The 15987-nt window shown below is 65.8% G+C and carries 11 protein-coding genes; 2 read left to right on the forward strand and 9 right to left on the reverse strand.

Features of this window, described 5'->3' with window-relative positions:
• Positions 1 to 191: 191 nt before the first annotated feature.
• The 9 genes from OG405_RS20065 to OG405_RS20105 form a co-directional block, all read right to left on the reverse strand.
• Positions 192 to 2099, reverse strand: coding sequence for a type VII secretion target (locus OG405_RS20065; protein WP_327148013.1), 1908 nt, complete (start codon positions 2097 to 2099; stop codon positions 192 to 194).
• Between the two features lie 90 nt (positions 2100 to 2189).
• Complete coding sequence (locus tag OG405_RS20070) at positions 2190 to 4637, reverse strand: hypothetical protein (protein ID WP_327148014.1); 2448 nt, start codon at positions 4635 to 4637, stop codon at positions 2190 to 2192.
• 11 nt (positions 4638 to 4648) lie between these two features.
• Positions 4649 to 4954: a hypothetical protein gene (locus OG405_RS20075; RefSeq protein ID WP_327148015.1), complete on the reverse strand. Its 306-nt coding sequence runs from the start codon at positions 4952 to 4954 to the stop codon at positions 4649 to 4651.
• Positions 4955 to 4990: 36 nt separating this feature from the next.
• Positions 4991 to 5350, reverse strand: coding sequence for a hypothetical protein (locus tag OG405_RS20080; RefSeq protein ID WP_327148016.1), 360 nt, complete (start codon positions 5348 to 5350; stop codon positions 4991 to 4993).
• A gap of 35 nt (positions 5351 to 5385) precedes the next feature.
• The gene (locus OG405_RS20085) at positions 5386 to 6060 is read right to left on the reverse strand and encodes a hypothetical protein (RefSeq protein WP_327148017.1); all 675 of its coding nucleotides are present in this window, start codon (positions 6058 to 6060) and stop codon (positions 5386 to 5388) included.
• Entirely contained in the window at positions 6057 to 6425 is a 369-nt protein-coding gene (locus OG405_RS20090; RefSeq protein WP_327148018.1) for a hypothetical protein, read from the reverse strand. Before OG405_RS20090 ends, OG405_RS20085 begins: the two co-directional genes overlap by 4 nt.
• The gene (locus OG405_RS20095; RefSeq protein WP_327148019.1) at positions 6422 to 7882 is read right to left on the reverse strand and encodes a PPE domain-containing protein; all 1461 of its coding nucleotides are present in this window, start codon (positions 7880 to 7882) and stop codon (positions 6422 to 6424) included. The genes OG405_RS20090 and OG405_RS20095 overlap by 4 nt, the downstream gene beginning before the upstream one ends.
• A 27-nt stretch (positions 7883 to 7909) precedes the next feature.
• Positions 7910 to 10294 carry a hypothetical protein gene (locus tag OG405_RS20100; protein ID WP_327148020.1) on the reverse strand — a complete coding sequence of 795 codons (2385 nt, stop codon included), beginning with the start codon at positions 10292 to 10294 and terminating at the stop codon, positions 7910 to 7912.
• A 42-nt stretch (positions 10295 to 10336) separates the two neighbouring features.
• Positions 10337 to 12556 (reverse strand): hypothetical protein, encoded by a 2220-nt coding sequence (locus OG405_RS20105; RefSeq protein WP_327148021.1) that lies wholly within the window; start codon positions 12554 to 12556, stop codon positions 10337 to 10339.
• 720 nt (positions 12557 to 13276) lie between these two features.
• On the opposite strand from OG405_RS20105, the gene OG405_RS20110 reads away from it, so the two are divergent.
• Both OG405_RS20110 and OG405_RS20115 read left to right on the forward strand, forming a co-directional pair.
• Entirely contained in the window at positions 13277 to 13696 is a 420-nt protein-coding gene (locus tag OG405_RS20110; protein ID WP_327148022.1) for a transglycosylase SLT domain-containing protein, read from the forward strand.
• Entirely contained in the window at positions 13683 to 15962 is a 2280-nt protein-coding gene (locus OG405_RS20115; RefSeq protein ID WP_327148023.1) for a hypothetical protein, read from the forward strand. Before OG405_RS20110 ends, OG405_RS20115 begins: the two co-directional genes overlap by 14 nt.
• Positions 15963 to 15987 lie beyond the last annotated feature (25 nt).

Raw genomic sequence — 15987 nt, forward strand, 5'->3', positions numbered from 1 at the left:
AGCACGGACTGCGCGCAGTCTCTCGCGGCCACCAGCCGTGGACCAGGCGCTTTCGATCGACGATGCGAATCCCGGGAAACCGTCGAACTCGATTTCGGCCGAAGGAAAGTTCGGCACCAGCGGTATGCGCACGTGTTCACCGACCGACAGCGCCGACACCTTGCCGGAACTGTGCTCGAACAGGCACAGCATCAACTCTGCCCCCGTTCGGTGGGAGGTGAAACCGGTGGTGCCACCGCACCCGAGGGCGGACCGGCAGCGACCGCAGGTGGCGCTACCGCACCCTCCGGTGCGGATACCGCACCGGAGGAAGCCGCTGGAATCTCGATGCGCTCGTCTGTACCTGTGGAGACGGGTGCCGGCGTCGTGACGAACGATGGATGCTGGACGACTTGTTCGTGTGCGAACACCGCGTCACGCAAGAGCTGCCGGTTCTCCTCCTGATCGAGCAGCGTGACCAGCTCGTTGCAGCGGCGTTCCCACGCCAGTGTGCGCAGGATCGCGACCTCGTCGTCGACGCGCAGATCGCCCAACCCGACCCGGCCGACATCGACCCGCCGCGAAATCATGGTCGCGGCGATCAAGTCGTCGGCATCGCGCAGTTCGTTCCACCACTCCCGGGGCACCTCCGCGCTTGCTTGCAGACGCGCCAGGATCCGATCCCGGATATTGCGCACCCCGACGCTTTCCGCGGGTGCCGCAACCGCCCGGTTCAGCTGGGTTTGTGCGTCGACGGCGAGTTCCAGGCAACGCGCCCGGATCTGGGCGTCGGGAAGTGCGGCGACGCCTTCGATGGCCGGAACCGAACCGGCGAGCCCCAGCCTGTCGACCGTGTCGGGTGTGAAGACCCGCAGGTCCACGTCGTAGGACGGGCCGACCATGCCTTCCATCGGAACACCGGTGAGATGTACCCGCAGTCCGGCATCGATCGGACCGGACGAGACCAGCGCGGAGAGCTGCGCGTTGGCTTTCGCGCCCCAGGCCAAGCCGAATTCCACCAGGACCCGGGCGGGATCCGAGACGCCCTCCCACGGCGATCCGGGCGAAGTCTCGCTGCGCAGCAACTCGTCCCACAGCCACGGCGTGGACACCTCGCGGGGGAGGTAGAGCCCGGCGGGCAGCCAGCCGCGGCCTTCGTTGGAGGTGATGAAGATTCCGGCTCCCGCCGGACCGCGCATCACCGAGACCGCCCATGCGGTACCGACGGGCGACTCCACCGCCGCCAATACCGCACCGAGGAGGGTGCGAGCGAGGATCAGGTCTTCGCTCACTTCCTCACCGACCACATAGTCGGGTTCGGCGGCTTTGTCCCTCGCTGCCGCGACGGCGGAACCGAACGGTGTCGCGGCAACCGGTACAGGCATACCGTTGGCTGCCGCGGCATTCTGCGACTGGCCCACAGACCGGTCGTCGCCCGGCGCACCACTGACCGGTCCGACCGGTCCGCCGGCCAGGCCGGCTGTCCCCGCCGGCGGGTGCCCGTCGCCCGGCGCGTTCGCGGCAGCGGGGGCGCCGCCCGGCGGTGTCGAGCTGTTCGTACCGGTGCCGCCGTCCGCTGCCGGACCGGAGGCTCCTGCCATCGCCCCTGCCGGTGTCGTAACAGGGCTTGTCCCCGGTGCCTGCGCACCGGAGCCCGGCGCAGTATTGGGCGCGGCCCCGGAGGCCGCGGGGGCCGACGGGTCGTTCACCGTACTGCCCAGCAAGGCGCCGGCCGCCCCGGTGGGCAGGAAGTTCGGTGAGCCGGTGGCCTGCGAGAGCGGCACAGATGAGGAGGGCCCACCCAGGAACTCTTCGCCGTTGCGTCCGAGAAGCGAGCCACTGTCCTGGTCGGCCAGCTCGTAGGACTCGGCGGCTCTGCGTAGCGATTCGGCGGTCTGTTCGTGTTCGCGGGCCAGCGCTCGCCCGGCCCGCTGCCGTGCGTCGTAGTACTTGACCAGTGCTACCCGCACCGGGTTGGCGATCTTGCCGTAGGTGGGTTCGAAGTTGGCGAGCCATTCGGCCGGGGGCTTGGCCCACTCATCGAGTTCGCCTGCCAGCAGGAGGTGCTGCTCCGCGAGCTGGCGCAGCACCTCAGGGTCGATTTCCAGCCGTTCCGGCATGCTAGATCAATCCTTTCCCACCACCCGACATCAATTATTGTCAAGCCTTCCCACATGTGGGAGTTACTGACTGAAGGGTTCAGCTATGCGTCAGCGCGGGCCGTGACTCGATACCGCAGCGGTCCCGGGACCCGGTCCGGCGGGTGTCCGGCGGGCGAACAAAGGATGAGTGAGGACCTGCGCGTGCGCGTAAACCGCGTCGCGCAACGTCTGCCGGGTCACTCCTTCCATGAGCAGCAATACCAGCTCGTTGCAGCGGCGCTGAAAGGTCAGTTCGCGCAATACACTCATGCCGGATTCCACTGACCCACCTGCGCGATCAGATCGCAGTTCACCGAGTGCGATCCGGCCCACATCGAGCCGGTGCGAGAGAGCCGAGGCGGCAAGGAGGTCATCGGCATCCTGCAACTCTTCCCACCAACTACCCGGAAACTCCCGGTTCTGCCGAACCGCCCGCAATATCCGGAGCCGGATATCCGGCGCGCCCACCGATTCCATGGGCACGAAACCGGCCTTCTCCACCCGCATATGCGCATCCACCGCCAGTTCGAGGCAGCGCAGCGCCACGGACCCGTCCGCGACCTTGGCGGCCCGGTCGATCAGCTGGCGGGAACCGGTGATCCCGAGCCGGTCCAAGGTGCTGTCGGACGCTGTGCCGAGGACCATCTGCGCGGACGCGGGGACCGATCCGGCCATCGCGACATCGCCCAACTGCCGGCGGAGGTCGGGCCCGATCGGCTGGGAAGACGCGAGCGCCGACAGCTTGGCACCGGATCTCCCTCCCCAGGCCAGCGCGAACTCCACCAGTACCCGCGCCGGATCCGCCACTCCCTCCCAGCCGGCGTCCTCCGATACCGACCACAACCACGGCGTGGAAACCTCACGGGGCAGGAACAGATCGGTAGGCAGCCAGCCGCGGCCCTCGTTGGAGGTGACGAACGCGCTCACTCCTGTCTGGTGCCGCATCACCGAAACCGCCCAGTCCACGCCGACCAGCCAGGAGTCCACCGCCGCCCGGATACCGCCGAGCAGTGTCCGCGCCAGAACCAGGTCACCGTCCACCCGCTCCCCGAGGACGAAGGTAGGTGCGGCGGACGCCACGATCGCGGCGCCGACAGCATCCTTCACGAACTCACCGCTGCCCTTGGCAGTTTCCTTCTCCTGGTCCGGCCCCCCGGACGAGGTGCCGTCACGCGACCCCGCGGCAGGTTTGCCCGCGGGGGCAGCTGTCACACTCGACTGTGGAGCGGGCCCTGGCGCTTTCGCCACCACAGCTGATTGAACGCGGGGCGCTTCGGTGGGCGGCCCGGGAACCGAACGCGCCGGTGCCGGGGGCACGGCTCCAGTGGTATTCCCACCGGACGGGTTGGCGCCCAGCAGCTGAGGCAGGATCGGCGGCGGCGCGCCGGCGGACGAGTCCGCGGTCGCGGAGTCCGTTCTGGCAGAAGCGGGCCTGCTGAGCAAGGTCTCCGTCCCGCCGAGATCGGCTGCTTCCCCGGTGAGATCCGGATCCGTCGTCTTGCGGCTCCGATCGTGCTCGCCGGACTCGTCGCTTCCGGAATTCGACGGCGAATCGTCTGCGACAGTTTCGGAATCGGCGCTGTTCCCAGCCGGTCGCGCAGACCCGCCGGGCCGGGATTCCGCGTCGGGTACGAACCCGTTCGGATTCGTGGGAGCACCGTACTGCGGTGCCGATGGTGATCCAGCGGTCGTGGCGGATTGTTGCGGAGTGGACACCGGACCCGGACCCCCCACTGTCCGGTCCTGAACTCCACCGGCCGCATCGTCGACTCCGACCGGTGGATAGTCGCCGATCGTCGGAAACATGGAATCCCCGAGCTGATCCGGCGCCCATACGCCGGGGACGGATTCGGGCTGCGGTGCTGTCCCGTCCTCCCGGCGCGGCCGCCCGGGGACTCCGTCCGGAACATCCCGGTCCGTCGGCGCGGAACGCGGAACATCCGGGAGGGGACTTCCGGCTTTCCACGGGCCCGGCTGTCCCAGAGCCTCGGCGATATCGTCCAGCGCCGGCAACCCCTGCGGCCCCATCGATGCGAGGGCCGCGTCGACGATATCGATCACGTCGGCCCGGGCCTGCTCCACGATCGAATCGGTGGTAGCGGCATCCGTCTCGGCCTCGGCCTGATCACCGGTTTCGCCGTCATCGTTGTTGTCGCCGCTGGTTTCCCGCCGGACCCGGGCCGTGGCATCGGCTACGACATCGAGAATCTGATTGCGGGTACGCCGGACGATCTCCGCGAAGTCGCCGAAGGTGTCGGCCGTCGCGTACAGCGCGGTCGCGAAAGCGTGCGGATTGTGTTGCAGGGCTGCCATGGCATCCCGCACCGATTGCAGAGCTTCGGAGGAACGTACGGCATCGTCGAATCCGCGCAGCGCCTGCCCGGCATCGCCGGTATTCAACGCGTCGGCACCGTCGCGCGCCGAAGTTTCCAGTGCGTTCCACGCAGCGGGCGATATCTCCGGCCAGTCGTTACCGACGATCCGGTCCCAATAGGGACTCTCCCGCTCCGGATGCACAGGCTCTCGGCTCAGACCTCGACGCTGCGCACAGCCGTGCCACCGTCGATATCCGAATTCGAGATTGCCCGCGCGCCCACCACCGTGATGTCCCGGGTCGTTTCGGCTTGGCTGCCGGCCGCGCTCACCGCATTGCCGAAAGTGGTATGGATCCACTCCAGCTTCTGTACCAGCGCGCGGTCCAACGGAGAATCCGCTCGGCTGTGCAGAACGAGATCGTCTACGACAGTGCCGACATCACCCGCCGCTGTGGTGAGCGCCGTGGTGAACTTGCCGGACGCCGCGATCACCTCGTCGGGGTCGTCCATATCCAGCATTGCGGCTCCTGTCTCCAGCTTCGCCGGGCAGCGCGATCAGTGTGCCCGCGTTCCGAACGTCTCGTTCTCCAATGCCCGGTAGGCCGCTTCGGTCGGCAGACCGAACGAGTCGATCGTGTACGGGCGGGTGCCCTTCGACTCCATCTCCTTGCGCAGGCCGACGCGGGATTGCATATGTGCCAGCTTGGCGAGTTTCACGATTTCGGCGGCGAGCCAAGGATCACCACCCTCGCGGGCTTCGTCGGTGATGTGCATACCCACGATTTCGCCGTCACGGTCGCAGGCCACGCCTACGCTGCCCTCAGGATTGAAGACCTCGTAGATGGTCTTGCGCGGCGGGGCGGCCACCTCGTCGGCTTCCGGCTCGTATTCGTACTCGTCGTCGATGTCGGTCATCGCAAAGTCTCCACTCATCTGCCGGCTGCCCGGCGTTACTTACCGTCCGCGTCGAGTGCCGCGGCGAGCGCCGACCACGGGGCGTCGGCAATGGTCATGACATGGCTCAACTGCCAGAATCTGGGCCCCAGGTACATCTCCCCGGATCCGTCCGGGGCGATCTCGAGGTAGTCCGAGCTGTCCATGGTCGCGTTCATCGAAATCGTGGTCACCGGGGGCTTCCCGTCGTCCACACTGACAATGGCACCGCCGCCGCCGGGAATGAAACTCTTCCGGCACCGCGGACTCGAACCGATTGCCACCTCGGCGCTGTTGGTGGTGAGCGTGATCTCCGGATTCAGCAGGAGCTGTGTCGCCCAGGACCGGGCAGCCAGTTCGGGGCGATCACCGTTCACCGCGATCATCAGCGATCCGGCCAGGTCCACCACCAGAAGCGTGTCCGCGGTCGTGACGCCGACGATGACGAGCCGGTTGACGCTCTCCGCGGGGACCGGGAGGTCGTCGGCGGACCGGGATGCCGAATCCCCGCCCGCGCCGCCGCCGGTCGCGGGGAACATCGTCACCATCCCGCTCGCGATATCGACGGTGAACGCACCCGCTGGCCCGGCGATTTCGCCCAGTGCCACCAAGCGGGCGAGTCCCTCCTCCTGCAGCCAGAACACGGCATCGCTGACCGATACATCGTCGTCGGCCAGGTCGGGTCCGGTCACGGCACGGTCTCCGAGGTCCGGGAGCCGGCGGCGGGCAGACCGGCCTCGTCGCCGCCGATCTTGCCGTCGGCGATCGACGTCTCCATGATCGCCCGATACTGGAGGGCCGCGTCGAGTGTGCTCTCCCGGATCGCCGCCATGATCTCGGCGACCAGCTCCTCACCGGTGAAACGACCGGCTGTACCGGGCGCGAGGTACAGGCTGGTGAGCCGCCCCATCGCGTCGACCTCCGGGATGACCAGACCGCTGGGCGAGGGCCGGCGCGCCCGCACAGTATCGATCCGTTCCCGCATATCCGCGATTCGATGGCGCAGGTTGCGAGCTGCGTCCAGCGCAGCCTGCACATCGGGGTGGATATTGCTCATGCGGTACCTCCGGAACGAGTGGGTGCCTGGTTGGGCGCTGGAGTCGGTGATGTCACGGTGGGCGCGATCGTAGGACGTTCACCGATCACCTGCTCGGTATGCGGGGTGTCGTCGACGTACATCAACCTGTCGGGGTGCCAGGCGACCACCCGGTTGCGCTCGTTTCCGCCGCCACCGCCACCCCCGGCGCCCGGCGCCATCGGACCCATCGGCATATAGGGCATACCGCCACGAGCGGTTTGGCTACCCGAAGACGAGGACGGAGAAGCCCCTTCCATCACGGGGACCCGAGGGGCCGTTCCCGTCCCGGCGCCGGAACCCATTCCGGTGCTGGTCGACATCGGCATCGCCCCGACCGAAACGGATTCGATATCCGCGGTGCTGGGGATTCCGCCGCCGGACGGCAAGCTGCTGCCGCCGGGCGATCCGAACTGAGGTACCCCGAGGTCACCGGTGCCGTAGTCGTCGTAGTAATCGTCGTAGTAATCGTCGGAGATCTCTTCGGTACCCGGCAGGCCGTTCATACCAGTGCCCATCATGCTCATCATGGCGGGCAACATCTGGGCCAGCATGCTGCTGTCACCGCTGCTCTGCCCGGAGCCGGCCTCCGAGCCGGAGCCGGTCCCGGTGGCACCGGTCTCCGCGGTGTACGAACCGACAGTCTCCACCGATTTCGCGTTCTGTTCCTGGAATTTCGCCAGCGCCGCCTGTATCCCGATCTCGTCCTTGGAACGCATCGAACGCACGAGTTCTTTCCGGGCAGCGATGATCTCTTCCGGGGTGGGATGCTTCGCCTTGGCCTTCTCGAAGGAATTGCCGTACGACTCCGCGTCGTCGGCGAGCAGAGTCAGCCCGGTGGTGAGTTCGTCGAGCCAGCCACGGTATTTCGTGAGCTTCTCCGACACCTGGCTGCCGACCGGCGTCCAATGCTGCATGGTCGAGGCGGCGCTGTCCATATCGCCGCGGACGGTGATGGCCGAATCGCTGGCGAACGAGCGCACCGAATCAGCGAACCGATAGGCCGGGCCCGGGCCGGGGCCGGAATGCAACTGCTGGGCGAAAACCAGCGGGTCACCGGTAGTGCTGGTCATACTGCTCAAAGGTCCCGGCACCCGGCGATATCGCAGCTGTTCCACCGCGGGGACCGGATTGGTCACCTCGAGCCCGCCACCGGCGGCGGCGATCATCCGAGCCCCCTCCTCGTCGGTCGCCGCGTAATCCACGGCGGCGGCACCGACATTATGTGACAGCTTCTGTACCTCGTTCAGCATGCCGAGCATACCGTTGAACAAGCTGGCTGCCTGCGCGTTGAGCTGGGGGATCTTCTGCGCGGAAATCGGATCGGCGCCGGCCGGCAGGACCCACTCACGTGGCAGGGCAGCGCCTGTTGTCCTGGCCGTATCCGCGGACCGGGCCGCGACAGTAACCAGTTCTCCGAGATCGACGTTCAGTGCCATCACTGTCTCCTCTCGCCCATCGGCAGGTCACGCGGGCGCGACCGCGAGCGGCATATCGGCCGCCGGAGTCGCGGACTGCTGGTCGCCCGACGACGCGGCGCCTTCGTCGCCCTTGTCCTTCCCGCCGCCCAGCTCGATCCCCGGCGGATGCATGAACCCGGTGAACTGGCCGAATTCACCCGCCGAGTCCGACATTTCCGGCTCGAAGGGCTTCAGTTCGCCGTTGACCACAGCTTCCAGTGTGCCCTCCTCGCCCGCACCGAACACCACGAGAATCGCGATGCGGTCGTCCCAGGTGGCCACATCGCCGGTCATCAACTGGAACGGATCGACGCGGGCCCCGATCTCCTTCCTGTCCGTCCACTTCGCCTCGGTATCGGCATACGCTTCCTGAGCGTCCGTGCCCTTGATATTGGCGAACGCCTTGTCCAAGACCTTTGCCACTGTTGGGGACACCTTCTGGGTACGGCGGTCCGGGAACGTGTACAGCACGCTGCCGTCCTCGCCCGGGGTACGCGGGGGCCGGCCACCACCGGCCTGCGAAGACGTGGCGCCCGAGGAGGGGCCGGCCTGGTGCTGGCCCTGAGTCTGCGGCGTCGCGGCAGCAGGCGCGGCAGCCGGGGTCTGCTGAGTCCACGGTGTAGTCGCCACCGGCGGTGCGACCGGGGGTGGCGCGGTGGCCGCACGGGCCTGTTCGTAACGGGAGGGATCGATATCGTGCCGGCGGCCGGCGAGGTCGTTGTCGGCCATATTGCGCGTCATCATCTGCTGCATCATCATGGGCAGCATCGAACTCATCAGCGAGCCCATCATATTGGACGAAGGGTCCGCACCCGCCATCGCGGCCTGGCTCGCAGCAGCTTGATTCGCAGCCTGATTCGCAGCTTGATTCGCGGCCTGGTCCGTGGCCTGCTGGAGCCGGTCGGTCGCACGCTCCAGTTCGGGGCTCATCCGGTCGTCGGCGTCCACGCCGTCGGGGACGAGGTCGTCCAGCTTCTGGGCGGCCGACAGTGTGTCGTCCGGCCACAGAGCGGAATTGTCCAGACCGCTGCTGATCTGCCCGACCGCACCGGCCAGATCATCACCGGACGGAGTGGTTTTCGCGCCCGGTGCGCCGATCGTGCCGGCCGCTAATTCGGCGGCAGCAATGGCATCACTCATGATCCCGGCCGACTCCTGGAACCCCTGCGCGAATATCGCCAGAAAGCTGGCGTCGGTGGCATCCGGAATCGAGGGCATCACATAGTTGATGCCGCCGATCAAATGTTCGAGGCTTTCTTTCGACTTGAATATGGCCTCTTCGAAATTGTCCATGGTTGACATGATGTCTTTGTGCGACTCATTCCAGGTCACGATCTCCTGGTTCGCCGCTTGCAGAGACTGTGAATAGTTGGCACCGAGTTCGCTACCCTGCACGGCGACCGAAGGTTTCAACCCGCGCATAGGGGTATACGACAATTGCTCCTTGTTCTCGATCTTGCCGTACATCGAGTAATTCTCCGCGAGCGAGGAGGCGAACGAATTACTTGGGCCGCCGTACCAGGTGGCCAGATGCGGGCTCAATTCCACCGGATGCAACAGGAAACCGGTGCCCTGCGCGGGAATACTGGGATCAGCGACGAAAGGTGGCTGCCCCATGACACCCGCGGCGCCGGCAGCTGCCGCCCCCGACCACATGAGCGGGACGCCGGATCCTTCGACGGATGGGTCGGTACCCGGCGCTCCGGCGCCACCGGCCTCTTTGTTCCGGTGGTGCTCCCAGCCCAGAACTGCCAAGGCGGAGCCCAGACCACCATAGCTAGCCGGAAGTATTTTATTGAACCACTTCACATCCTGGCCTTGAGCGAAACCCCTTCGGTTCCAGTTCTTGGCGGCCTTGTCGGCCTTCGTCGCCGCGAGTAGCTCTTTCTCTACTTTCTTCGCTTGGACCTCGGCATCCTTCAGCGCTTTCTGAGCATCGGGCAGTGTTTTATCGGTATCATCCAGAGCCCGTTTTCGCCTATTCCATTCAGCATCGAAATCCTTCTTGCTCATTTTTGCCTTCTCCGGGGGAGGAGGCTTGCTGTTCCAATAGTCGAAATCTTTCTGCGCCTGCGCCTTCGCTGCAGGATTTGTTTTCTGGACTTCCTTCAATGCATCGTCAGCGGCCTTCCTGGCGTCCTCCGGACCGCGGACTTTCCCGAGCTTCTCGGCAGCTTTCGTCGCCGCCTCATCGGCTCGCCTACCGAAGAACCGACCGAGGGCACCACCCGCGAGACCACCTATACCACCGGCGAAAGCAGCGTTGAAAGCGCCCTCGTCGAGCTTCCAACCGTGCTGCGACACGTAGCCCGCATAACCGCCCGCAGCACCGCCGATGAAGCCGGCGACCGGCAGGGCACCCGGAACTATCGCGGTGACCGCCGCGCCCACCGCGACATCGACGAGAAACGCTTTGACATCCACGATTCACTCCTATGCGGGTGCCGTGGCGACCGTCGGATCAGCCGCTGCGGGCTGAACCGCCGCATCCGCGGCCTCGGATGCCGGGGCCGCCTTCTCGATGCCCGGCGGATGGAAGAATCCCACGAACTGGCCGAACTCACCCTGGCCGTCGCGCATATCCTCGGGTCCGGTCACCGGCTGCAGTTGGCCGTCGACCACCGCCTCGAGGGTCCCGCTGGTATCGGTCCCGAACACCACCAGCAAGGCCGTGCGGTCGTCCCAGACTCCGACATCGCCGGTCATCAGCTGGTGGGGGTCGACCCGCGGACCGATCTTCTTCTCGTCGGTCCACTTCGCCGGGGTGTTCGTATACGCCGCCGCGGCATCTGTACCGCCGGCATTGTCGAACGCTGCGTCCAGCGCCCGGCCGACCACTGCGGACACTTCCTGGGTCCGGCCGTCGGGGAAGGTATACATCACATTGTCCTGCGAGGTACCGGCCGGTTTGCCGGCTCCCGCCTGAACAGGCGGCGCCACCGGCGGTGCCGAGACGCGGGCGGGCGGTGTCGGAGTTCCCGGCGGCGTCGCGGCCGGCGCTGCCGGCTGTGGCGCACTCGGCACCGGCGCGATCGCCGGGGCCTGCTCCGGCCCGGCCTCGTCCTCCCGGCGGCGGCGCCGGAGACGATCGTCGGGCTGCTGGCCGGGTTGTTGTTTGGCGCCCATACCCATCATGGCCTGCATCAGCATCGGGAGCATCATCGACTCCATTCCGGAGCCGGCGGCATTCGCATTTGCCGGAATCTGTGGCGGCTGCCCCGCACCCGGGCCCGTGCCCGTAGCCGCCGCGTCTTTTCCGAGCTGTTCCAGCGCCTCCCTGGCCGACTTTCCCGGCTCGTCGGCCTTACTACCCGAAGACGAATCGTCGGTGTCCCCGAGATCTATCGGCTTCGGTGGCTCCAGCGGCGTTTCTTGGGCGTCGGGTGCGGGGACGGGCTGCGGAGTGTCGATGCCGGGGGTAGTGTTCGGATCGCCTCGGTTCTGGTCGCCGGGCTTTTCATTTCCGGGCTTCTCGTTCGACTCATCGTCGGGTTTCTCGGTCGCGGCGGCCAACTCGTCGAATAACTTTGCGTAGTGACTCATGATGGATTCGATACCGGCGTAGGAACCCTCCATAATCGACAGGACATACGAGTCCTCGGTCAAGTTCCCGTCTGCCCCGTAGGTTTGCGGAAAGAGGAAGACCGGGACTTCCACGTTCGGAGACGCAGCCTCCGCTGCCCCGACCGCCGCCTTGATCCCTTCAATATTTTCAGGGTGGACCTTCGCGAAATCGCCTACGGTGCGCACAGAAATTTTGGCAACACCTTTGCCTTCATCGCAGTACTCGACTGTCCGCTCTACAGTCTTCGCAACCTGATCATCGAAACCTCGAATGTTTTCGAATCGGACCTCTAAGTCACCGGCTCGCTGGGCATAGTTGGGAATTCCCGCTTTTTCCGGATCTTTGATTTTTCCCGGAAGCGGGACTTCCTCGGGAAGGCTTGTTTCGGTGGGGTCTTTGCCGAAGCTACCCAAGATATCTTTGTACACACCGGGCAAGGTCTTATAGTTCTGCTGCATCGGCTCGCTGAAAGTCAGATCCGACGGCCATGGCGGCGATGCGGTATCGGATGAATCCGGCATAAGCACCTGGGGCATTCCTTCCGGGCGTTCCTCGTCGCCGATCGGAATAACAGGTATCTCCGCAAACCCGGAGTCCTCCCCTCCATCGGAGGGAGCCCAGTCGGAAGTTTCCTGCCAGTATCCGAGACCGGCACCGAAGCCGGCACCCAGCGAGCCCGAAACCCTGTTGGGAATCTGCCGTTGCACCGACTTGCGGTAAGCCGATAGAGAGCCTCGAACACCGCCTCCCCCCAGGCGACCACGAGCGAGTGCGGTGACGCTACGTTTGGAGAAGTTACTCAGCGCGGTCCGGCCGGCGGCTGAAAGCCCGCCACGCAAGGCTGCGCCACCGATACCCCCGAACACTCCACCAAGCCCACCCATGAGCACGGCAGCGCCGACGTCCTCATCCTGGATACCAGCAGTGAGCCCTCCCACCGCAGCGCCGGCGAGCGCCGCGCCGAGCGGGCCGCCGACCGCGAAACCGGCAACGCTCGCAGCGCTCACCGCAATGGTGTCCCAGTTGTCGGCAACCCAGCCGCCGACCCCGCTTGCCACTGGGGAGACGATGGAGTCGAACAGGCCCACGACTCACCTACCCATGATCACACTGTGATCGACGAGACCGACCACAGCACACCACCGATGACCGACAAAGGGACCGAACTCGCTCGTGGACCGAGCATCCGCGAAACTCCCTTCCTGACGCCACCATTGTCGGCGATTCCCACTACCGGGAATCGGCCCATGTGGCGGACCAGTCAGGATAGGTGTCTCCAGGCAGAGACCCAGATCACCTGTGCCGCTTGGGGTGCAAATGTTCCGACAGTCCAGTCCTCGCGGCAGGAGGTAGCACCGAATGAACCTCCATCACAACATGTCTCGGCACGCTCGCCCAGACAACCGCACACTCGCCACCGGCCCCGGGGCGGCCGGTAACTTTGTGGATCGCTGATGGCGCCTCCGATCAGGGAAGCAAAAGCCCAGGAAAGTGCACCCGGTCCGCCCGCGGGCATCTCCATCGCCTCCGCACCGGAACGGCGATCCGATCGACGCGAGCGCAATAACCACCCGCGCGTATCGGTGCCGCCACCGAAGCCTTCGGTACAGGATCCCCGTCCCAGCGCAACACAGCGCGTGACGATCGGGTCGAATACCGGCGCCTCGACCACGCGGATGCCCTCCACTATCGGAGCCGGCTCCGCAGACACCGCGGCTACGAGCACCCGGATGGGCTCTGCCGCGCTCAGGACGTCGGCCGCCATTACCGCCCGGGGACGGGCAGCGGTTCAGTCGATCATCGCCGAGGTGCATACTGCCCTCCCCGCCCTCGCTACGGTCGAGCACTCCAGCGCCGGAGAACAATTGGTGATGAATACGTTGAACACCGCGCTGCAGCGGGCCGGATCGATACTCGGTAGTGGCCGGCCGGCCTTCGCGACGGCTGCCGCGGATATCGCGACGATCACCCGATACGAGTCGAGCGGGAACCCACACGCGATGAACAACCGGGACAGCAATACCGGCGCGGGCACGCCGTCGAAGGGCCTGATCCAGACCATCGACCCGACTTTCGCCGCCTATTCCCTGCCGGGGCAACGCAATATCTGGGATCCGGTGGACAATATCGTTGCGGGGGTGCGGTATGCGATCGAGCGTTACGGATCGGTCGCGAACGTTCCAGGAGTCGGCCAGTTGCGGGAAGGCGGGTCTCATGTCGGCTACTGATACCGGAAACGCCGCCACGTGGGATCCGCTGCGCTGGTACCCGGATACCCTCGTCCGGCGTTGGCGCACTTGGCTGGATGCCCGGCCGTGGCGGCGTCGCGCACTGTGGACACTCGTCCTGGTGTCAGCGTTCGTTGTGTTCCCGGCCGTTGTCGGAGCGGTCGTCGCCACCGCGCAGCCCGGAAGCGGCGTCTCCCAGATCGACGGCTTGAGCTGGATGAACGTCCGGGATTCCAACGGTGTCCCGCTCTCCAGCTACCAGTTCGTCACCGACAAGGGCAGTCTGTTCAACCCGGCGAACACCGTGTTGTGGACGCTGCTGGGTCTCGAATTCGTCGGGTACATGGCGATCGTCACCTCGGCGATCTGGGTGGTCACCTTCACTTTCAGTTTCGAGTGGCTGGATATGTTCAGTTCCGCCCTCAGCGGTACCGCGCAGGCGCTGGTCCGCCAGATCGCCACTCCGATGGTGCTCATCACCGCCGCCACCATCGGCGCGTTCTTCGTCGCCTGGTTCATCGTGCGGGGTTTCCACGCGAAGGCGACCATGCAGGTCGTGACCATGCTCGGCGTCGCGATTTTGGGCCCGATCTTCCTGGCCGCGCCGCTGGAGGATGTGCTGTCCTCCGACGGGCTGCTCGTAAAAGGCCGCGATGTGGGCCTTTCCGTGGCGGCCGGGCTGAACGGGAACGGCAATCCGAATCCGAAACAGCTGGTCAGCATCATGCAGCACGATCTGGCCGACAACTTCGCCCGTAAGCCGTTGCAGGTATGGAATTTCGGCCATGTGATCGACAACAACGGTGCCTGCGAGACGGCTTGGTCGGCAGGTGTGCTGACGGGCGAGGACGACAATATCAAAGAAGCCGTCAAGAACTGCGGTGATTCGGCTGCCCACAACAAGGCATCGAATCCGAGTGTCGGGCAGCTCGGTACCGGCCTCATCCTGTTGATCTGCGCCACGCTGCTGATGCTCTTCGCCGTATACCTCGGGCTCAAGGTCACCAAGGCCGCGATGGATACGATCTATCACGGGTTCATGGCGATATTCGGGTTCGCCGCCGGTGGGTTCGTCTACGGCCCTACCCAGACTTTCCTGGTCCGCAATATCGTCGACGCCTTCATCTCGGCGGCGCGCATGGCGGCGTTCACGGTGTTCCTCGGGGTCTACCTGCTGTTCATGGGCAATATCTTCGACCAGGCTCGCGGCCAGGTGATGTCGGTGATCGTCATCTTGTGCGCGGTGGAACTCGTCGCGATCTCCCAGGTACGCCGACTGAACAACAGTTTGGAACGCGGCAACAACTGGGTCGCGAATCGCTTCGCGTTCGCCATCCAGGGCAATTCCGGAGGTTCGGGCGGCGGTGGCGGCGGAACAGCACTGGGAATGGGTGGTGCCCAGCTGCCGGGCGGTGGCGGCGGTGGCGGTATGAGTGGTCTCGCGGCGCTCGCAGCCTTGAGCACTGTCAACAACTCGCCGCTGACCGGCTGGCTGGCAATGGGGACGCCGAGCCCGCTCAATCCGCTGGCCCGCCGCAAGAAGGTCTCCGATATGGTGAACTTCCGCACCGCCGATTCACGCGAGGAGCTGTACGCGTGGAGCCAGATGGGTCGCAACAACTGGCGGAACAAGGCCATTTCGCGCGCGGCGGCACACGGTGGAGTGGGAAATGCCATCGGGATGGCCAATGCCCTGGACGGACTCGGGGACAGCAAGGTTCCGGAAGCCCAGCTCGCCGCGCTCCTTCTCGACCTCCCAGGCGCTACCCACTACTCCGTGCAGCAAGCTCAGCGAGCTGTGGCGGTACAGGGGGCCAGAAAGTCGACGAACCCGTACGGTTTCCAGCCACTGCAGAAGGCGGTTGCCGCAGCCTACGCGGTCGAGGCTCATCTGGATCAGCCTCTCGGGGCGCAGGCGGCATTCGCGGCACAGGCCGAGATCGCGGCGTCCAACTTCCTCAGGCATACGAACCGGCCGGTCGCCGGGGTCGCGGTGAACCGGGGTTTCGTCAATCGCGTGCGTACGAATTGGGATTCCGATGTCGCGTTGCGCAATGCGATCACACCGGACGAATGGAACCAGGTCGGTCGCAATACCCGCTTCGCCATCGCGCACGAAGTGGCCACGGCCCATCAGCAGGCGGCGGTACGTCACCGGTTGGCTCCGACCGAAGCCAACCGCAGGGAGCTGATGCGGTGGACCAACCGTATTGCCAACCTCGACCATATGGGTCCGGAAATGGGTTTGGATCCCTGGGATCCGTAGCCGAGGTCAACCGGGCACCCCGGTC

Origin of the sequence: Nocardia sp. NBC_01329, from assembly GCF_035956715.1 — a bacterium.
Taxonomy (GTDB): Bacteria; Actinomycetota; Actinomycetes; order Mycobacteriales; family Mycobacteriaceae; genus Nocardia.